We start from the raw sequence: 17,846 nt of genomic DNA, 5'->3' as shown, positions 1-17,846 counted from the left end.
TAACTACAGATGAGAGGGGGTTCTCATCTGTAGTCGTTCCGATCTGCAGTCAACCCTCAAGTTGGCTGACCCAGGCTGACAGATAACCCTCATCCAATAAATAACCCACTAATTACCGCGTTGTTCCATCCATAGACTGACTGAATGTTTGTCATGCTAAGCAGCAATTTTTATCTCTTATCCATCTCTCTGATACGGAACGCTCACGCTGAATAGGAATATTGGCTGTGTCTGAAGATAGCGATCTGGAAAAAAGCGAGGAACCCACAGCCCACAAGCTGGAGAAGGCTCGCGAGAAAGGCCAGATCCCGCGCTCGCGCGAACTGACCTCGATGCTGATGCTCGGGGCCGGTTTGGCGATCTTGTGGTTTGCCGGAGAGTCGATGGCGCGACAACTGGCCGCCATGATTGCGCAAGGGCTGCATTTCGATCACGGCGTCGTCACTAACGATAAGCAAATGCTGCGACAACTGGGCATGTTGCTGCGTCAAACACTGATAGCCCTGGTGCCGATTTTTGCCGGATTGGTGATAGTGGCACTGGCCGTTCCGATGCTGTTGGGGGGCGTGCTGTTTAGCGGTGAATCGATCAAATTTGATCTGCAACGCATGAGCCTGATTTCAGGTTTAAAACGCATGTTCTCTTCTCAGGCGTTGGCTGAACTACTGAAAGCGATTTTGAAGGCGACGCTGGTCGGCTGGGTGACCGGCATATTTTTGTGGCATAACTGGCCAGACATCATGCGCTTGATTGCGGCCCCGCCGGTGGCAGCGTTAGGTGATGCGCTCCACTTAATTATTATCTGCGGACTGGTGGTGGTCTTAGGTCTGACACCGATGGTCGGCTTCGACGTATTTTTCCAGATAACCAGCCATATCAAAAAATTGCGTATGACCAAGCAGGAGATTCGGGACGAATTTAAAGATCAAGAGGGTGACCCCCATGTGAAAGGGCGTATCCGTCAGCAGCAACGCGCGATGGCCCGCCGCCGCATGATGGCAGATATCCCTAAAGCTGATGTCATCGTCACTAACCCGACGCACTATGCGGTCGCTTTGCAGTACAACGAGGCAAAAATGAGTGCGCCCAAAGTGTTAGCGAAAGGCGCGGGGGCGGTTGCACTGCGAATTCGTGAACTGGGCGCGGAGCATCGTATTCCTTTATTAGAAGCGCCGCCGCTGGCGCGGGCACTGTTCCGGCACAGTGAGGTTGGACAGCACATTCCCGCCACCCTTTATGCTGCGGTGGCGGAAGTGCTTGCCTGGGTCTATCAACTGAAACGTTGGAAGCGGGAAGGTGGGTTAATTCCGAAAAAACCTGAACATCTGCCAGTGCCGGAAGCACTGGATTTTGCAACAGAGAGTGAGACTGACTAATGGCAAATTTGGCCGCCCTGCTTCGTTTACCGGGCAACTTTAAAGATACGCAGTGGCAGATCCTTGCTGGGCCAATCCTGATTCTGATGATCTTGTCGATGATGGTCTTGCCACTGCCACCCTTCATCCTTGATTTGCTGTTTACCTTCAATATCGCGCTCTCCATTATGGTGTTGCTGGTGGCGATGTTTACTCAGCGCACACTGGATTTTGCGGCATTCCCCACTATTTTGCTGTTCTCAACCTTGCTGCGCTTATCCCTGAACGTCGCCTCCACCCGTATCATTTTGATGGATGGTCACACCGGGGCCGCAGCGGCGGGCCGAGTGGTTGAAGCATTTGGTCACTTCCTGGTGGGCGGTAACTTCGCCATCGGTATCGTGGTATTTATCATCTTAGTTATCATCAACTTTATGGTGATCACCAAAGGGGCGGGGCGTATTGCTGAGGTTGGCGCGCGCTTTGTTCTGGATGGGATGCCCGGTAAGCAGATGGCGATCGACGCCGACTTAAATGCGGGGCTGATTGGCGAAGATGAGGCAAAAAAACGCCGCTCAGATGTGACGCAAGAGGCTGATTTCTACGGTTCCATGGACGGGGCCAGTAAATTCGTGCGCGGTGATGCGGTTGCCGGGTTAATGATCATGGTCATTAACGTGGTCGGCGGTTTACTGGTTGGGGTACTTCAGCACGGTATGGCGGTAGGCCACGCGGCAGAAACTTATACCTTGCTGACCATCGGTGACGGTCTGGTCGCGCAAATTCCCGCTTTGGTGATCTCCACTGCGGCGGGGGTCATCGTGACCCGCGTGAGTACCGATCAGGACGTCGGCCAGCAGATGGTCACCCAGTTGTTCAACAACCCACGGGTGATGGTATTAAGTGCTAGCGTACTGGGTTTGCTCGGCATGGTGCCGGGGATGCCAAACTTTGTGTTCCTGCTGTTCACCGTCGCCTTGCTGGCATTGGCCTGGCGTTTACGCGGTAAGCAGACACAAAAACCGGCTGCCGCAGAAGCACCGGTGATTCAGGATCAACAACAAGCGGCTGAAGCGACCTGGTCAGATGTTCAGTTGGAAGATCCGCTGGGCATGGAAGTGGGCTATCGCCTGATTCCGATGGTGGATTTCCAGCAAAATGGCGAGTTGCTGGGGCGCATCCGCAGCATCCGCAAAAAGTTTGCCCAAGAGATGGGCTATCTGCCGCCCGTGGTGCATATCCGCGATAATCTGGAACTGCCACCGGCCAACTACCGGATATTAATGAAAGGGGTAGAGATTGGCAGTGGCGAAGCCCATCCGGGGCGCTGGCTGGCCATCAACCCAGGCAATGCGGTCGGGACATTACCCGGCGAGGCCACCCATGATCCAGCCTTTGGTCTGGCGGCGGTCTGGATCGAAAGTGCCTTACGTGAGCAGGCTCAGATTCAAGGTTTTACCGTGGTTGAAGCCAGTACCGTGGTGGCGACCCACCTGAATCACCTGATTAGCCAATTTGCCAGTGAACTGTTTGGCCGTCAGGAGACCCAGCAACTACTGGATCGGGTCACACAAGAGATGCCGAAGCTGACAGAAGACTTGATTCCCGGCATCGTGACCTTAACCACGTTGCACAAAGTGCTGCAAAATCTGCTATTGGAGCGGGTATCAATCCGCGATATGCGCACCATTATTGAGACATTAGCGGAGCACGCGCCAAATCAAACTGACCCTTACGAGCTGACCGCCGTAGTGCGCGTCGCACTGGGGCGCTCTATTGCACAACAGTGGTTCCCCGGTACCGGTGAAATTCAGGTTATTGGGCTGGATGCTGCATTGGAGCGCTTGTTGTTACAGGCGCTACAAGGTGGTGGTGGTTTGGAACCGGGTCTGGCTGATCGTCTGCTGGAGCAATCCAAACAGGCGCTGCAACGGCAAGAGATGCTGGGTGCACCGCCAGTGCTGCTGGTTAATCATGCATTGCGTGCACTATTGGCCCGCTTCCTACGCCGTAGTTTGCCGCAGATGGTGGTGCTGTCTAATCTGGAAATTGGTGATAATCGCCAGATCCGTATGACCTCAACGATAGGAGCTGCTTGATGCCGACTCGTCTCTCTCACGTGATGTTTGCTGGTCTGCTTTCAGTCTGTTTGTTGCCATTGAATGCCGTGGCATCTGGGAGTTGGGTGGCAGACGATATTGGCGTAACCCAGGGTTTGCGCGGTGTGGCGACCTCTGCCAAGCCGCTACAATCACCGACGGCGCTGTCTTTGGATAATGCACGGATTGTGTCAGTAGGCTGGCGCTACCAATTAATGTCAGCAGCACCAGATGGCTTACAGGTGAAGTTATGCACCCCCACTCGCTGTATGCCCCTTGAGGGCGGCAGCGGCCAAAGTCGGGGGTTGGCCGGTGAAGCGGCAGCGACTCAACTGACGTTTGTCTACTTCATGGCTGGCAAAGGTCGGGTCAACCCGCAGCTACAAGTGATCAACAATCAGGTCATGGTTAATTATCGCTAACCCCATATGGGGTGAGTGCAAGTGAAACAGAAATCGTAAGGGAAATGCCCCTCTTTGATTTCTGCGACTGGCGCTGCCTGAGTCATCGACAGTGCCAACATCCCGCAAAACAGCAAACCCCACAACATCGTTACTCTCTGCTTTTTCATCTCTCCTCCTCGCAACCAAGCAAACAGTGCTTAGCCATCACAGAGTAGCGCGACGCAAAAAAAGAGAAAAAACCCTTTTTTGAGTAGGTAGGAAGTTAATGGAGTAGGAACTTAAAAATGGGGAGCAGAGCAGAGGAGTCGCACAGAGACAAACCCCGCGATGCGGCAGTTAATCTCTGTGGCAGATAAATTCGTTCAGGCTGTGTGGGGAGTGTCAAATGCCGATTTTACGGCCCAGCAAGCTGGCACCTTTGGCGTGACCGTCAGGCCCATACAGTGACTGACCGTGGCGTGTGTTCAGAACAGCCAGCGCCTGAGTATTATGCTCAATGTGCTGTTGCAGCAGTAACCCGTTGTGTAGGTTGCCATACTGAAGGTGTTCGGCCAGTTGTAACATCCGTTGCCACCGCTCGGCGAGCGCCTGATTGTTGCTATAGGGCGCGTGAATCTTGGCCGCAGTTTCAGCGGTGAGTCGGGTTTGATCCAGATACGCCAGCGTCGCCAGGATTGAACTTTTTTGTTCAGTCACCCCTTGCAGCACCATGCCTTGAATCCGACCCGCGCAAAGTAATTGCTGCTCTTGTGCCACGACCGTGGTCAATGATTCTAGCAGTTCCAATTGCTGGTCCAGATTGATCTGTAATCTCTCCACCACGACTTTTCCTTTACGATGAATACGGTTTTTTGGTACTAGCGCTATGACTAACTGTTCTTGAGGTCATCCGCGACATTTTTCAGTAGGGCATCGGCAATTTTACCGGTATCCATGGTCAGTTGGCCTGAACGGATAGCCTGTTTTAACGTTTCGACACGTTCTACATTGATATCCTGACTGCCCGGTTGCATCAGTTTTGCCTGCGCATCACTCAATTTAACCTCTGTACCGCTTACTTCTGTTTTTGTCTGGGTAGAAGGCTTACGCGACTGTTGCGCAATGTCACTGATTTCCCGTGTCTGCACTTTTGTTGCTGGTGATAGCGGTTGAGTGCGTTCAATACTCATGTTGTGTTGCTCCCTCTAGAGCGGGATTGACGTTGATCGACCCGCAATGTGATGGCGGGATTGTCACTGTTTTTACCCGCAAATAACTGCATATTAACGTTATCGGCAAAGGTTAAAAAAACTTTAATCATGATACCCAAAGAACTTGACGTTGCAGCTAACAACCCTGCAACTTTAAGGGCGAAGGGTTATAGCATAATGCGAATGGTGCCATCCTCGGCCACTGTACCACTGACTATCTGACCTGATGCCATGCGCACGCGAACGTTATCTTGAATGGCTGCATTGTTCATCGCTTTGCCATTGCTGTTGACATTAAACCCTTCCCCCTGCGCGAGCACCTGCACATCCTGCCCCGATTTTATGATCCACAGACGGCGCAACATATTGCGGGTCAAGGGTTGTCCGGCATTGATGTGCCGCAAACTGACTGCGCCTTGCGCAAAGTGCGGATCCAGCAAGGCACCGGGCGGCAGGGTATCCAATCGGCCTTGCTTCATCTCAACATCCTGTGCGCTGATTTTCGCGCCAGCCGCCAGTTGACGACTGGCGACAGCATAGCGGCCACTGACCTGAACTTGTGTCTGGACAAAACGGCGCACGCCATCACAGCGTACTGACAGGCTGATATTCCCCCAAGGGCGAGCGTTGGTCGGCAGCGTGATTTCCGGCATTTCGCATTGCGGCCACTGGCTTTGCGGCGTCTTGATGATGACGTTAACCTGGCTCTCTTTATCAGGATATTGCTGCTGGAAGAATTGATTCACCTGCGCGGATAAATCTGCCGCTATCACCTGATGGCTGAATACCTGGCTGACAAGCAGTAGCCCCAACGCTAAGGTTTTGGCGATATCTCTTTTTATTACCATCACTTCCTTCTCCAGCGCCGCAATCGGGTAATCCCAGGCGCTGTCTTCGAGATACAGCCCCCTTTTATCCCTTAGTGTACCCGTACCTTTATCAGGTTAAGGGGATAAATAGCGACGCATTTTGCTCTTATTCTGGCGATAGGCTTTCCTATACGACGTTTATGCTGTCGACTCCAAATTCTAACCTTGCGGGGGGACTATGCTCGACAAACTGGACGGTGCTCTGCGTTTTCAACAAGAGGCGCTGAACTTGCGCGCTCAACGACAGGAGATCCTGTCGTCTAACATTGCGAATGCGGATACACCTGGCTTTCAGGCACGTGATATTGATTTCTCCAGCCAACTGAAAAAAGTGATGGAGCAAGGACGTGCTAGCGGAACAGGGGTGTCGCTCAGTTTAACGTCAGCCCGTCATATCCCGGCAAGTACGGTTCAACCCCCTGATCTTGATCTGTTATTCCGCGTACCGGACCAGCCATCAATGGATGGCAACACCGTGGATATGGACCGTGAACGTACCAACTTTGCCGATAACAGCCTGAAATATCAGACTGATTTGACTGTGATTAGCAGCCAAATCAAAGGGATGTTGTCAGTGTTACAACAAGGATAAGACGCATGTCTTTACTGAATATTTTTGATATTGCCGGTTCAGCATTATCAGCTCAGTCGCAACGACTGAACGTCAGCGCCAGTAACATGGCTAACGCCGACAGCGTGACTGGCCCAGATGGTCAGCCTTACCGCGCTAAGCAAGTGGTGTTTCAGGTTGCAGCTCAACCGGGGCAGGAGACGGGGGGCGTGCGTGTGTCACAGATTGTCGATGACCCTGCACCGGATCGTTTGGTGTTTCAACCGGGTAACCCGCTGGCTGATGCCAAGGGCTACGTCCGTATGCCTAACGTGGATGTGACCGGCGAAATGGTGAACACCATCTCCGCCTCGCGCAGCTATCAGGCCAATGTTGAAGTGCTGAATACCACCAAATCTCTGATGCTCAAGACGCTGACACTGGGTCAATAACAGGAGTCTGTATAGATGGCCATTACCAATTCACTGACTGATAGCGATTACGGCATTAACAGCAGCAGTGGCACGAGTTCCACCACCAGTGGCAGCACCAGTCAGGATCTGCAAAACAGCTTCCTGACGTTGTTGGTGGCACAGTTAAAAAATCAGGACCCGACCAACCCAATGCAAAACAACGAGTTGACCACGCAATTGGCGCAGATCAACACCGTGAGTGGCATTGAAAAACTGAATACCACACTGGGTTCTATTTCCGGTCAAATTGACAGCAGCCAGTCCCTGCAAGCCAGTAGCTTGATTGGTCACGGGGTGATGATCCCAGGCACCAATGTGCTGGCAGGCAGTAAAGATGGCGTCGTCACCACGACACCATTCGGCGTTGAGCTGGATCGTGCGGCTGACAAAGTGACTGCCACCATCAGCGATAAGAATGGTCAGGTGGTGCGCACTATTGAAATTGGCAGTCTGACGGCGGGTGTCCATGCCTTTACGTGGGATGGCTCATTGGATGCCGGTGGCAATGCCCCGGATGGCGCTTACACCGTGGCGATTGCTGCCAGTAATGCTGGGGCATCCATGGTGGCGACGCCGTTAAGTTATGCCGTAGTCAACGGGGTCACTCGTGGCAGTGATGGTGCCAAACTGGATCTCGGTCTGGCGGGAACTATCACCATGGATAAAGTGCGCCAGATTTTGTAGGTCAGTGATTCGTCTGAAACAGTAGCAAAACCAATACGACGGTGGGCCAGGGATTCGAACTGAAGCACCCTCAATTTAACAGCAGCCTTTGATATGTCATCAATGTGCAAGGTCTGTAACGGACCCCGAATTTAACGGAGAAGAAAATGGGCTTTTCTCAAGCAGTCAGCGGTTTGAACGCAGCATCCAGCAATCTGGATGTGATCGGTAACAATATCGCCAACTCGGCGACGTCAGGTTTTAAAGCCGGCTCAGTTTCTTTTGCCGATATGTTTGCAGGTTCTCAAACCGGTATGGGCGTAAAAGTCGCGGGGATTACTCAGGACTTTAATGACGGTACTGCCACCACTACAAACCGTCGTCTGGATTTGGCGATCAGCCAGAATGGTTTCTTCCGGATGCAAGACAGCAGCGGCGGTATCTTCTATGCGCGTAACGGCCAATTTAAGCTGGATGCGGATCGCAATATCATCAACATGCAGGGCCTGAGCTTGACCGGCTATCCGGCAACCGGGACGCCGCCAACCATTCAGCAGGGCGCGAACCCCGTTCCGCTGTCTATCCCGCAGGATATGATCTCTGCTAAAGCCACCACCTCCGGCTCCATGGTGGCGAACCTGACCTCCACCCACGACATCGTTCCAGCCGCTCCGGCCTTCGATCCCGATAAGCCTGACACTTACAGCTTCGTCAACAACATGACCACCTACGATACCTTGGGTAACCGCCATGAGATCAATGTGTACTATGTTAAGCGTACTGAAAGTTCGGTCGATGGTAACTCTTGGGACGTCTATACCCGCGATAGCAGCGCTAATCCAGCGCAAACAGCCCCCTTACTTCGCGGCTCCATGCTGTTTGATACCAATGGTGCGCTGAAGACGGTCACCAATGGGGCGAACCCCGCCAGTGCCACTGACTTTACCCTGACTATCCCAATGGGGATCGTGAACGGCGCAACAGCCGCGCCCTTCACGCTGAGTGTGGCAGGAACTAAGCAGCAAAATACCGGCACCGACAGCATTGTTTCACAAAACCAAACCGGCTATGCGGCAGGTGAGTTCACCGGCTTTCAGATCAACAACGATGGCTCTGTGGTGGGTACCTACTCAAACTCACAGACTCAGTTGCTTGGCCAAATCGTGATGGCTAACTTTGCCAACCCAGAAGGGCTGTCATCTGAAGGCGACAACGTGTGGAGAGAGACGTTGGCCTCCGGTAACCCAATGCTGGGAACGGCGGGCGGTGGTGGTTTCGGTACCTTGACCAGTGGTGCGCTGGAGTCCTCTAACGTGGACTTGAGTAAAGAGCTGGTGAACATGATTGTGGCGCAACGTAACTATCAGTCCAACGCACAGACCATCAAAACCCAGGATCAGATCTTACAAACTCTGGTTAGCCTGCGTTAATCGAACTGACGGGATAAGCTCATGGATCACGCAATATATACCGCGATGGGCGCTGCGCGACAGTCGCTGGATCAGCAGGCGGTCACGGCAAACAATCTGGCTAACGCATCTACGCCGGGGTTCCGCGCGCAGTTGTCTGCCATGCGTGCCGTACCAATCGACGGGCCGAGCATGGCAACCCGCACCATGGCGGTAGCATCGACGCCCGGCGTGGATATCAGCCAGGGGACGATGAATTTCAGCGGTCGACCGCTGGATGTGGCTTTGCAGCAAGAGGGTTATCTGGCGGTGCAACTGCCCGATGGCACTGAAGCCTATACCCGCAACGGCAATATTCAGGTTGCGGCAAACGGCCAAATGACGGTGCAAGGCTACCCGCTAATGGGTGACAACGGTCCGATCGAAGTGCCTCCGCAAGCAGCAGTGACCATTGCCGCAGATGGCACCATCTCGGCACTGAACGCCGGTGATTCACCCAATACCATTGCGCAACTGGGCCAGATCAAACGGGTGCGAGCAACGGCGGGTGAAGTGATGCACGGTGATGACGGTTTATTCCATCTGACCCCTGCGACACAACAGGCGCGTGGTGCTCAGTTGGCCAATGACCCGCTGATTAAAATCATGCCGGGTGTGCTGGAAGGCAGTAACGTGAAAGCGGTTGAAGCCATGACTGACATGATTGCCAATGCCCGCAGTTTCGAAATGCAGATGAAAATTATCCACAGTGTGGATGAAAACGAACAGCGCGCTAATCAGCTGTTAGCAATGGGCTAAGCGCGCAGGCGCAGAGGAATAAACTGATGATCCGATCACTATGGATTGCCAAAACCGGTTTGGATGCACAGCAAACCAACATGGACGTCATCGCCAACAACCTGGCGAACGTCAGCACCAATGGCTTTAAACGCCAGCGTGCGGTATTTGAAGATTTGCTGTACCAAACCATGCGTCAACCGGGTGCACAATCCTCCGAACAGACCACCTTGCCGTCGGGTTTACAGATTGGTACGGGGGTTCGTCCGGTGGCAACTGAGCGTTTGCACAGTCAAGGCAACCTGTCCAAGACCGATAACACCAAAGATATCGCCATTAAAGGTGAGGGGTTCTTTCAGGTGCAGATGCCTGATGGCACCAATGCCTATACCCGCGATGGTTCTTTTCAGGTTGACCAAAACGGCCAGTTAGTGACCGCCGGTGGTTTCCAGGTTCAACCCGCCATCACCATCCCAGCGAATGCCTTGAGCATGACCGTGGGCCGTGACGGTATCGTCAGTGTCACCTTGCAAGGGCAGACCGCCACACAGCAAGTGGGGCAACTGACACTGACCACCTTCATTAATAACAGCGGCTTGGAAAGTGTGGGTGAAAACCTGTATCAGGAAACCGCCAGCTCCGGTGCGCCGAATGAAACCACGCCGGGTCTTAACGGCGGCGGCTTGCTGTATCAAGGTTATGTTGAAACCTCGAACGTCAATGTGGCGGAAGAGTTGGTCAATATGATCCAGACGCAACGTGCCTATGAAATCAACAGTAAAGCGGTTTCAACTTCCGACCAGATGTTGCAAAAACTGACCCAACTGTAAATCTGCTTTCGGGGGGCCATCGCGCCCCCTGATTGCCGCAGAATAATGAGTATTCGGGGCTGACCTCGCCAGCCTCTCACCGGTAACAGGACTGATAATCAGAGATGGACAGAAAGCCGCTGCGCAAATCAGGTGGATTGAAATGGGTCTGCATGCCGTTGACGGCAATGCTACTCAATGGCTGCGCGTATATTCCGCATAAATCACTGGTGGATGGCACGACCTCTGCACAGCCAGCACCGGCCAGTGCGCCATTACCAAATGGCTCTATTTTTCAGGCTGCCCAGCCGATGAACTATGGTTATCAGCCGCTATTTGAAGACCGTCGCCCACGTAACGTCGGTGACACGCTGACCATTACCTTGCAGGAAAATGTCAGCGCCAGTAAAAGTTCCTCCGCCAATGCCAGCCGCAATGGCTCAAGTAAATTTGGTGTGGCGACTGCGCCTCGCTATTTGGAAGGCTTGCTGGGCAATGCCCGCGCCGACATGGATATCTCCGGCGACAACACCTTTGGTGGCAAGGGTGGGGCGAATGCCAATAACACCTTCAGCGGCACCATCACCGTGACGGTGGATCAAGTGCTGGCGAACGGCAACTTGCATGTGGTGGGTGAGAAACAGATCGCCATCAATCAGGGGACCGAATTTATTCGCTTCTCTGGGGTCGTCAACCCACGCACCATCAGCGGCAGCAATACCGTGACCTCAACGCAGGTGGCTGATGCACGCATTGAGTATGTGGGTAATGGTTATATCAATGAAGCGCAAACCATGGGCTGGTTGCAGCGGTTCTTCCTTAATATCTCGCCGTACTAAGAGGCCCTAAGATGCGTAAACAGTCACTTGTCACACTTATTATTACGCTGTTCTCGCTAGTGTGGATGCCCGCGCAAGCAGAGCGTATCCGCGATTTGGTGACCGTTCAGGGAGTGCGTGATAACGCGTTGATCGGTTATGGCCTGGTGGTGGGGCTGGATGGCTCCGGTGACCAGACCATGCAGACGCCGTTTACCACGCAAAGCCTGAGTAACATGTTGTCGCAACTGGGGATTACCGTACCGCCGGGCACCAACATGCAGCTCAAAAACGTAGCTGCGGTGATGGTCACGGCTAAGTTACCGGCATTTTCCCGCGCCGGACAGACCATTGATGTGGTGGTCTCCTCCATGGGGAACGCCAAAAGTATTCGTGGCGGCACACTGCTGATGACCCCACTGAAAGGGGTGGATAATCAGGTTTACGCCTTGGCACAGGGTAACGTGCTGGTGGGCGGCGCAGGGGCCTCATCCGGTGGCAGCAGCGTGCAAGTTAACCAATTGACCGGCGGCCGCATCAGCGGGGGGGCCACGATTGAACGTGAACTGCCAACCACCTTTGGCTCCGATGGCGTGATTAATCTTCAATTGAATACCGAAGATTTCACCCTGGCACAGCAAGTCAGTGACGCTATTAACCGCCAACGCGGCTTTGGTTCGGCGACCGCGATTGATGCGCGCACCATTCAGGTTTTGGTGCCACGCGGTAACAGTTCGCAGGTCCGTTTCCTGGCCGATATCCAGAATATACCGGTGAATGTCGATGCCGGTGATGCCAAGGTGATTATCAACTCCCGTACCGGTTCGGTGGTGATGAACCGCAATGTGGTGCTGGACTCCTGTGCGGTGGCGCAAGGGAATCTGTCGGTGGTGGTCGATAAGCAAAATACTGTCAGCCAGCCGGATACGCCTTTCGGCGGCGGTCAGACGGTGGTGACACCGAACACCCAGATCTCTGTTCAGCAGCAAGGTGGCGTGTTGCAGCGAGTCAATGCTAGCCCGAATCTGAACAATGTGGTTCGTGCGTTGAACTCGCTGGGGGCCACACCGATCGATTTGATGTCTATCTTGCAAGCGATGCAAAGTGCCGGCTGCCTACGGGCTAAATTGGAGATTATCTGATGAGCGATCTGATGGCAATGTCCGGTACAACCAATGAAATGTTAGGGGCGGCCTATGATACCCAATCACTGAGTGCGCTAAAACGTGACGCGGCAAGAGACCCCGAGGGGAACCTGAAAAAGGTGGCCCAGCAGGTGGAGGGGATGTTTGTGCAGATGATGCTGAAAAGCATGCGTTCGGCCTTGCCGCAAGATGGCGTGATGAACAGTGATCAAACCCGGCTCTATACTTCGATGTATGACCAGCAGATTGCTCAACAAATGTCGGTCAAGGGGTTAGGTCTGGCCGACATGATGGTGAAGCAGCTGTCAGGCTCCACCTCGCCAAGTGAAACCGCGGGTACCACGCCGATGTTGCTGGATGATGAAGTCTTGCAGACGTTACCGGCTCAGGCATTGGCTCAAATGGTGCGTCGGGCCATGCCGACAGTACCGACCAACAATGTCGCGTCACTGCCACAAGGCCCCGGTAACTTTGTGGCGCGGATGTCGATTCCGGCACAAATTGCCAGTCAGCAGAGTGGCATCCCTCATCAACTGATTATGGCGCAGGCTGCGCTGGAGTCCGGCTGGGGTCAACGTGAGATCCCCACCGCAGACGGCAAAACCAGCTACAACGTCTTTGGTATTAAAGCGGGCAGCAACTGGGATGGACCGGTCAGTGAAATTACCACCACCGAATATGATCAGGGTGTGGCGACGAAGACCAAGGCCCGCTTCCGGGTCTATGGTTCTTATGTCGAGGCGGTCAGTGACTACGTTAAATTGCTGACCCAAAATCCACGCTACGCCCATGTTGCCGCCGCACAAAGCCCTGAACAGGGCGCACATGCACTGCAACAAGCCGGTTACGCCACTGACCCGCAATATGCCCAAAAGTTGGTGAGCGTGATTCAGCAGATGAAGAGTGCCGGTGAGCAGGCGGTGAAAGCCTATAGCAGCGACCTAAGCCAGCTCTTCTAAAAATAGGCTATTTTATGGGTCATTTTGGGATTGGGCAGTGCTCGGCGTCGTCACGTACTACGTGTACGCTCCGTTGCCTGTGCGCTGACCGCACCCAAGCTGCCTGCGACAATAACGCCTATTGGATAAATATCAACTGGCTATTCTCACCGTAACGGTGCACGTCTTGACTCATTGGATTGACTGGTAATAACCCCCATATTTTTACTCAAGTTTTTCAATGTCGGGCCGATAATCATTACAGGCTGTGCGGGGGCTTAGGTCTCCTCAGGCAGTATCCCAATATGAATAAATGCAGGTGCATGATGTTAATTGCCTGCTGTAAAAGGATCTCTTCATGTCCAATAGTTTAATGAATACTGCGATGAGTGGTCTGAGCGCAGCGCAATATGCCCTGAGCACCGTCGGCAATAATATCAGTAATTTCCAGGTGGCTGGCTATAACCGCCAGAACGCCATCTTTGCGCAAAACGGTGGAACATTAAGCCCCGCAGGCTTTATTGGTAATGGCGTGACAGTGACCGGTGTGAACCGCGAATATAACTCCTTTATTACCAACCAATTACGCACTTCACAGACGCAAAGCAGCGGCTTGACTACCTATTATCAGCAAATTTCGCAAATCGATAACTTGCTGTCCAACTCCTCCAATAACCTCTCGGTCACCATGCAGGACTTCTTTAGTAACCTGCAAAATTTGGTGAGCAACGCGAGCGATGACGCTGCGCGTAAAACGGTCTTGGGCAAGGCAGAAGGGCTGGTTAACCAGTTCCAGAATGCGGATAAATATCTGCGTGACATGGATACAGGCGTCAACCAAAAGATCACCGAAAGCGTGACCAAAATTAATAACTATGCCGAGCAAATCGCTAAGTTAAATGATCAGATTACTCGCCTGCGCGGGAGCAGTGCCAGCGAACCCAACGCCTTGCTTGATCAGCGCGACCAACTGGTGACTGAGCTGAACCAGATTGTGGGCGTGACCGTCACTCAACAAGATGGTGATGCCTATAACGTCGCTTTTGCCAGCGGCTTGCCATTGGTACAAGGCTCCAGTTCTTACAAAGTTGAAGCCATCCCATCCAGCAGTGATGCCACTCGGCTTGCCATTGGTTACAAATATGGTAGCGGTGATGTGATCGAAGTGGATGAAAGCCGCCTGACCACAGGTAGCCTCGGCGGCACCCTGAAATTCCGCAGTGAAGCACTGGATAGCGCGCGCAATCAATTAGGCCAACTGGCCCTGACGATGGCGGATAGCTTTAACACACAGCATAAAGCTGGGTTTGATATCAATGGCGATCCAGGTGAAGACTTCTTCAGCTTTGCTCAGCCCAATGTGCTGAAAAATGCGAAAAATCAGGGTGATGCCAGCCTGACGGTGAGCTATGCCGATACCTCGAAAGTCAAAGCCAGCGACTACAGCGTGGAATTTGATGGTACCAATTGGCAGGTGACCCGACTGTCGGATAACACCAAAGTGCCAGCCAATCCGGTGCTCGATGGCAGTGGCGATACCACTGGTTTGAGCTTCGACGGTCTCTCCGTCAGCATTGATAACGGCACCGGTGGCGCGCAAGCCAAAGATAAGTTCTTGGTGAAAACCGTCTCGAATGTGGCGGCTAACCTACAGGTTGATATTACCGACTCCAGCAAAATTGCCGCTGCCGGTACGGCGGATGGTGGTGAGAGTGACAACGTTAACGCCAAAGCTTTACTGGACCTGCAAACCAAGAAACTGGTGGAAGGTAAAGCCACCCTCTCGGGCGCATACGCCGGATTAGTCAGTAATGTCGGTAACCAGACCAGTACCGCAAAAACCAACAGTACGGCGCAAGCCAATATTGTGACCCAGTTGACCGCCGAACAGCAGTCTATTTCCGGCGTGAATCTGGATGAAGAGTACGGTGATCTACAGCGTTTCCAACAATATTATTTGGCGAATGCGCAAGTGATTCAAACGGCCTCGACGCTGTTTAATGCGCTATTGGATATACGTTAACGCCTTGTCTGCGGCACGCCTTCGCTGCCGCGACTTATCTTATTTTGCGTTTAGCCAGTTTGTTCGTTGAGACCCTTAACTGGCTGAACTGTTACTAAAAGGAACCGACATTGTGCGCTTAAGTACTAACATGATCTATCAGCAAACTATGCAGGGCGTGACCAATGCTCAATCCCTTTGGATGCAGTCGGGCCAGCAGCTTTCCAGCGGTAAGCGCGTGGTTAACCCCTCTGATGATCCTATGGCTGCGTCACAAGCGGTGATGGTGTCGCAATCTCAATCGGAAAATAACCAATATACGTTGGCACGTAGCTTTGCCCGTAATGAGTTGTCACAAGAAACCACAACACTGGCGCAGGTGACCAGCACCATTCAGTCGATCCAAAGCGTCATTATCAGTGCTAAGTCTGACGTGCTGAGTGACGATGATCGGGCCTCTTACGCCACTCAGTTGCAGGGCTTAAAAGATCAGTTGGTCAATCAGGCCAACTCGACGAACGGCAGTGGTCGTTACACTTTTGCCGCGTTTAAAAGTGATCAACCGCCCTTTGTGGTCAGTGCCACCGGTGAGGTGACCTATCAGGGTGGGGATGTTGCCATCGAGCAAAAAGTGGATGCCAACCGTTCGATGACCATCGGGCACACTGGATCCAGTGTTTTTATGGCGCTGACCAGTAATGCAAAACCTGAACCTGATGATGCTGCGGGTAATCCGGTCGCCTCTGAAGCCAATATCTTTAATACCATCGATACGGTTTTAAAATCGCTGAAGACGCCACTTTCAGGGGCCACCGATGCGGTAAAAGAGCAGGCAGACGCTGAGATGGATCAAGGGATCCGTGGCATGGCCAACTCATTGAATAATGTGTTGTCGGTTCAGTCTGAAGTCGGTACTCAACTGCAAGAGTTAGATAGCCTGGATAGCTTGGGCAGTGATCGCACCTTGAGTAATAAGCAGCGGCTGACTGACTTAGTGGATGTGGATTATACCGCAGCCGCCTCCGCTTACGTCATGCAGCAGGCGGCATTGCAAGCGTCTTACACCACCTTTACCAATATGCAGGGCATGTCTCTGTTCCAGTTGAATAAGTAATCCTACTTTAACCTGTGGGCTCGGCCCACAGGTGCTCTCCCCAAAGGTTATCCGCTCGCCATTCCACCCAACACGGCAGCCAGACGGTCAAAGAACTCGCTAAACAGGTGCTCAGCAAAGGGGGCCAGCAGCGGCATGACTAATCCCAACGCCAAAATACCCACCGTCAAGGTCAGCGGGAAACCGATCACGAACACGGAAAGTTGTGGCGTCATGCGGTTCAGCATCCCTAAGGCTAAGTTCAGGGTTAACAGCAGGGTAATCAGCGGCAAGGCCAGCATCAGGCCATTCATAAAGATTAATGAACCGGTCTGCGCCAAGGTCATAAAACCGCTGCCATTCAACGGCTCAAACTGAATAGGCAGGGTATGGAAACTGTCGGCTAGCAGCGAGATTAGCCATAAATGGCCATTAAAGGTGAGAAATAGCAGCATCGCCAGCAAGTTAAGCAGGCGGGATAATACTGAGGTATTTGGCCCGCCGGACGGGTCAAAGAAGGTGGCGAATGACAGCCCCATCTGCAAACCAATGACTTCACCGGCCAGTCGAATGGCGGCAAAAGCGAATTGCATGGTCAAACCGATCGTCACACCAATCAGGATTTGTTGGGCTGCGACCCAAACCGCACCACTGGAGGCTAAGGGAATATTGACCGGCGGTAGCGCAGGGGCAATCAAAAAGGTAATTAATACCGCCAGACCCACTTTGACTTTGCGATTGATCTGCTTCTCGCTTAACACTGGCGCGGTGGTGATCAGCGCCAGTACGCGAATTAATGGCCAGAAGTAGTGGCTGACTAAGGCGGCGAGTTGGGTGGTATCAAGGGAGAGCATATTTTTGAGAACCCGGCCTAGCCGATCAACGTGGGCAGGCTGGTAAACAAGTTACGCATATAGTCCAGTATCAAGCTCAGCATCCACGGGCCAGCGATCACCATAGTGCCGAATACCGCCAGTATTTTTGGGATAAATGACAGTGTCATTTCGTTAATCTGGGTTGCGGCCTGCAACAGGCTGACAATCAGGCCGCTGATTAGCGCAGCCAGTAATAATGGCGCGGCCAGAGCCAGCGCGACCTTCATTGCCTCGACGCCGAGGGCCATTACCGATTCAGGTGTCATGATATCTCCGCCTTTCGCCTAACGAGATGAGTACAATTTAAAAATGTAATCAAATTGCCCTAAATAGTTCGCGTTACAGGAAGGCGGCCACTGAGTGATTCCCCCGGAGCT

The 17,846-nt window shown here is 53.0% G+C and carries 20 protein-coding genes; 14 read left to right on the top strand and 6 right to left on the bottom strand.

The window, feature by feature from the left end; translation table 11 throughout:
• The first annotated feature begins 227 nt into the window (after positions 1-227).
• Genes flhB through ACZ76_RS01095 form a run of 3 tightly spaced genes read left to right on the top strand, consistent with a single transcriptional unit; the run spans position 228 to position 3,876 of the window.
• Positions 228-1,376 (top strand): flagellar biosynthesis protein FlhB, encoded by a 1,149-nt coding sequence (gene flhB / locus ACZ76_RS01105; RefSeq protein ID WP_048616029.1) that lies wholly within the window; start codon positions 228-230, stop codon positions 1,374-1,376.
• Positions 1,376-3,454: a flagellar biosynthesis protein FlhA gene (flhA, locus tag ACZ76_RS01100; RefSeq protein WP_048616027.1), complete on the top strand. Its 2,079-nt coding sequence runs from the start codon at positions 1,376-1,378 to the stop codon at positions 3,452-3,454. Before flhB ends, flhA begins: the two co-directional genes overlap by 1 nt.
• Entirely contained in the window at positions 3,454-3,876 is a 423-nt protein-coding gene (locus ACZ76_RS01095; RefSeq protein WP_048616026.1) for a flagellar protein FlhE, read from the top strand. Before flhA ends, ACZ76_RS01095 begins: the two co-directional genes overlap by 1 nt.
• On the opposite strand, the gene ACZ76_RS19300 is transcribed toward ACZ76_RS01095, so the two are convergent.
• The 4 genes from ACZ76_RS19300 to flgA all read right to left on the bottom strand — a co-directional run bounded on the left by ACZ76_RS19300 (position 3,873) and on the right by flgA (position 5,896).
• On the bottom strand, positions 3,873-4,025 hold the full coding sequence (locus ACZ76_RS19300; RefSeq protein ID WP_156312865.1) for a hypothetical protein: 153 nt from the start codon (positions 4,023-4,025) through the stop codon (positions 3,873-3,875). The two genes, ACZ76_RS01095 and ACZ76_RS19300, sit on opposite strands and share 4 nt — an antisense overlap.
• Before the next feature lie 214 nt (positions 4,026-4,239).
• Positions 4,240-4,680: a flagella synthesis protein FlgN gene (locus ACZ76_RS01090; RefSeq protein ID WP_048616024.1), complete on the bottom strand. Its 441-nt coding sequence runs from the start codon at positions 4,678-4,680 to the stop codon at positions 4,240-4,242.
• Positions 4,681-4,727: 47 nt separating this feature from the next.
• Positions 4,728-5,027, bottom strand: coding sequence for a flagellar biosynthesis anti-sigma factor FlgM (flgM, locus tag ACZ76_RS01085; protein WP_048616021.1), 300 nt, complete (start codon positions 5,025-5,027; stop codon positions 4,728-4,730).
• Between the two features lie 188 nt (positions 5,028-5,215).
• Positions 5,216-5,896 carry a flagellar basal body P-ring formation chaperone FlgA gene (gene flgA, locus ACZ76_RS01080; RefSeq protein ID WP_048616019.1) on the bottom strand — a complete coding sequence of 227 codons (681 nt, stop codon included), beginning with the start codon at positions 5,894-5,896 and terminating at the stop codon, positions 5,216-5,218.
• Positions 5,897-6,095: 199 nt separating this feature from the next.
• On the opposite strand from flgA, the gene flgB reads away from it, so the two are divergent.
• From flgB to flgL, 11 genes are all read left to right on the top strand, one after another.
• On the top strand, positions 6,096-6,509 hold the full coding sequence (gene flgB / locus ACZ76_RS01075) for a flagellar basal body rod protein FlgB (RefSeq protein ID WP_048616017.1): 414 nt from the start codon (positions 6,096-6,098) through the stop codon (positions 6,507-6,509).
• A 5-nt stretch (positions 6,510-6,514) separates the two neighbouring features.
• A complete protein-coding gene (flgC, locus tag ACZ76_RS01070; RefSeq protein WP_048616015.1) occupies positions 6,515-6,919 on the top strand; it encodes a flagellar basal body rod protein FlgC in 405 nt (134 codons plus the stop codon).
• A gap of 15 nt (positions 6,920-6,934) precedes the next feature.
• Entirely contained in the window at positions 6,935-7,624 is a 690-nt protein-coding gene (gene flgD, locus ACZ76_RS01065) for a flagellar hook assembly protein FlgD (RefSeq protein WP_048616013.1), read from the top strand.
• Positions 7,625-7,770: 146 nt separating this feature from the next.
• The gene (flgE, locus tag ACZ76_RS01060) at positions 7,771-9,033 is read left to right on the top strand and encodes a flagellar hook protein FlgE (RefSeq protein WP_048616012.1); all 1,263 of its coding nucleotides are present in this window, start codon (positions 7,771-7,773) and stop codon (positions 9,031-9,033) included.
• 21 nt (positions 9,034-9,054) lie between these two features.
• Positions 9,055-9,810, top strand: a complete 756-nt coding sequence (locus ACZ76_RS01055; protein ID WP_048616010.1) for a flagellar basal body rod protein FlgF — start codon at positions 9,055-9,057, stop codon at positions 9,808-9,810.
• 26 nt (positions 9,811-9,836) lie between these two features.
• Positions 9,837-10,619 (top strand): flagellar basal-body rod protein FlgG, encoded by a 783-nt coding sequence (gene flgG, locus ACZ76_RS01050; protein WP_048616008.1) that lies wholly within the window; start codon positions 9,837-9,839, stop codon positions 10,617-10,619.
• Between the two features lie 104 nt (positions 10,620-10,723).
• On the top strand, positions 10,724-11,437 hold the full coding sequence (flgH, locus tag ACZ76_RS01045; RefSeq protein WP_048616006.1) for a flagellar basal body L-ring protein FlgH: 714 nt from the start codon (positions 10,724-10,726) through the stop codon (positions 11,435-11,437).
• A gap of 11 nt (positions 11,438-11,448) precedes the next feature.
• On the top strand, positions 11,449-12,558 hold the full coding sequence (locus ACZ76_RS01040) for a flagellar basal body P-ring protein FlgI (RefSeq protein WP_048616004.1): 1,110 nt from the start codon (positions 11,449-11,451) through the stop codon (positions 12,556-12,558).
• Positions 12,558-13,520 (top strand): flagellar assembly peptidoglycan hydrolase FlgJ, encoded by a 963-nt coding sequence (gene flgJ, locus ACZ76_RS01035; protein ID WP_048616002.1) that lies wholly within the window; start codon positions 12,558-12,560, stop codon positions 13,518-13,520. Before ACZ76_RS01040 ends, flgJ begins: the two co-directional genes overlap by 1 nt.
• Positions 13,521-13,857: 337 nt before the next feature.
• Positions 13,858-15,522, top strand: a complete 1,665-nt coding sequence (gene flgK, locus ACZ76_RS01030; protein ID WP_048616000.1) for a flagellar hook-associated protein FlgK — start codon at positions 13,858-13,860, stop codon at positions 15,520-15,522.
• 112 nt (positions 15,523-15,634) lie between these two features.
• Positions 15,635-16,615: a flagellar hook-associated protein FlgL gene (gene flgL, locus ACZ76_RS01025; protein ID WP_048615998.1), complete on the top strand. Its 981-nt coding sequence runs from the start codon at positions 15,635-15,637 to the stop codon at positions 16,613-16,615.
• Between the two features lie 47 nt (positions 16,616-16,662).
• Here flgL and fliR read toward each other — a convergent pair whose 3' ends face one another.
• Together fliR and fliQ are read right to left on the bottom strand one after the other, a co-directional pair.
• The gene (gene fliR, locus ACZ76_RS01020) at positions 16,663-17,448 is read right to left on the bottom strand and encodes a flagellar biosynthetic protein FliR (RefSeq protein ID WP_048615996.1); all 786 of its coding nucleotides are present in this window, start codon (positions 17,446-17,448) and stop codon (positions 16,663-16,665) included.
• 17 nt (positions 17,449-17,465) lie between these two features.
• The gene (fliQ, locus tag ACZ76_RS01015) at positions 17,466-17,735 is read right to left on the bottom strand and encodes a flagellar biosynthesis protein FliQ (RefSeq protein ID WP_048615994.1); all 270 of its coding nucleotides are present in this window, start codon (positions 17,733-17,735) and stop codon (positions 17,466-17,468) included.
• Positions 17,736-17,846 lie beyond the last annotated feature (111 nt).

It is taken from the genome of Yersinia aleksiciae, from assembly GCF_001047675.1.
GTDB classification, from domain to species: Bacteria; Pseudomonadota; Gammaproteobacteria; order Enterobacterales; family Enterobacteriaceae; genus Yersinia; species Yersinia aleksiciae.
This window is presented reverse-complemented; position numbering and strand designations above follow the sequence as displayed.

What these genes read in the sequence shown, in the direction of transcription:
- flhA (WP_048616027.1), top strand. Translation starts at nt 1,376, where the DNA reads ATGGCAAATTTGGCCGCCCTGCTTCGTTTACCGGGCAACTTTAAAGAT.
- ACZ76_RS01095 (WP_048616026.1), top strand. Translation starts at nt 3,454, where the DNA reads ATGCCGACTCGTCTCTCTCACGTGATGTTTGCTGGTCTGCTTTCAGTC.
- ACZ76_RS19300 (WP_156312865.1), bottom strand. Translation starts at nt 4,025, where the DNA reads ATGAAAAAGCAGAGAGTAACGATGTTGTGGGGTTTGCTGTTTTGCGGG.
- flgM (WP_048616021.1), bottom strand. Translation starts at nt 5,027, where the DNA reads ATGAGTATTGAACGCACTCAACCGCTATCACCAGCAACAAAAGTGCAG.
- flgA (WP_048616019.1), bottom strand. Translation starts at nt 5,896, where the DNA reads ATGGTAATAAAAAGAGATATCGCCAAAACCTTAGCGTTGGGGCTACTG.
- flgB (WP_048616017.1), top strand. Translation starts at nt 6,096, where the DNA reads ATGCTCGACAAACTGGACGGTGCTCTGCGTTTTCAACAAGAGGCGCTG.
- flgC (WP_048616015.1), top strand. Translation starts at nt 6,515, where the DNA reads ATGTCTTTACTGAATATTTTTGATATTGCCGGTTCAGCATTATCAGCT.
- flgD (WP_048616013.1), top strand. Translation starts at nt 6,935, where the DNA reads ATGGCCATTACCAATTCACTGACTGATAGCGATTACGGCATTAACAGC.
- flgE (WP_048616012.1), top strand. Translation starts at nt 7,771, where the DNA reads ATGGGCTTTTCTCAAGCAGTCAGCGGTTTGAACGCAGCATCCAGCAAT.
- ACZ76_RS01055 (WP_048616010.1), top strand. Translation starts at nt 9,055, where the DNA reads ATGGATCACGCAATATATACCGCGATGGGCGCTGCGCGACAGTCGCTG.
- flgG (WP_048616008.1), top strand. Translation starts at nt 9,837, where the DNA reads ATGATCCGATCACTATGGATTGCCAAAACCGGTTTGGATGCACAGCAA.
- flgH (WP_048616006.1), top strand. Translation starts at nt 10,724, where the DNA reads ATGGACAGAAAGCCGCTGCGCAAATCAGGTGGATTGAAATGGGTCTGC.
- ACZ76_RS01040 (WP_048616004.1), top strand. Translation starts at nt 11,449, where the DNA reads ATGCGTAAACAGTCACTTGTCACACTTATTATTACGCTGTTCTCGCTA.
- flgJ (WP_048616002.1), top strand. Translation starts at nt 12,558, where the DNA reads ATGAGCGATCTGATGGCAATGTCCGGTACAACCAATGAAATGTTAGGG.
- flgK (WP_048616000.1), top strand. Translation starts at nt 13,858, where the DNA reads ATGTCCAATAGTTTAATGAATACTGCGATGAGTGGTCTGAGCGCAGCG.
- fliR (WP_048615996.1), bottom strand. Translation starts at nt 17,448, where the DNA reads ATGCTCTCCCTTGATACCACCCAACTCGCCGCCTTAGTCAGCCACTAC.
- fliQ (WP_048615994.1), bottom strand. Translation starts at nt 17,735, where the DNA reads ATGACACCTGAATCGGTAATGGCCCTCGGCGTCGAGGCAATGAAGGTC.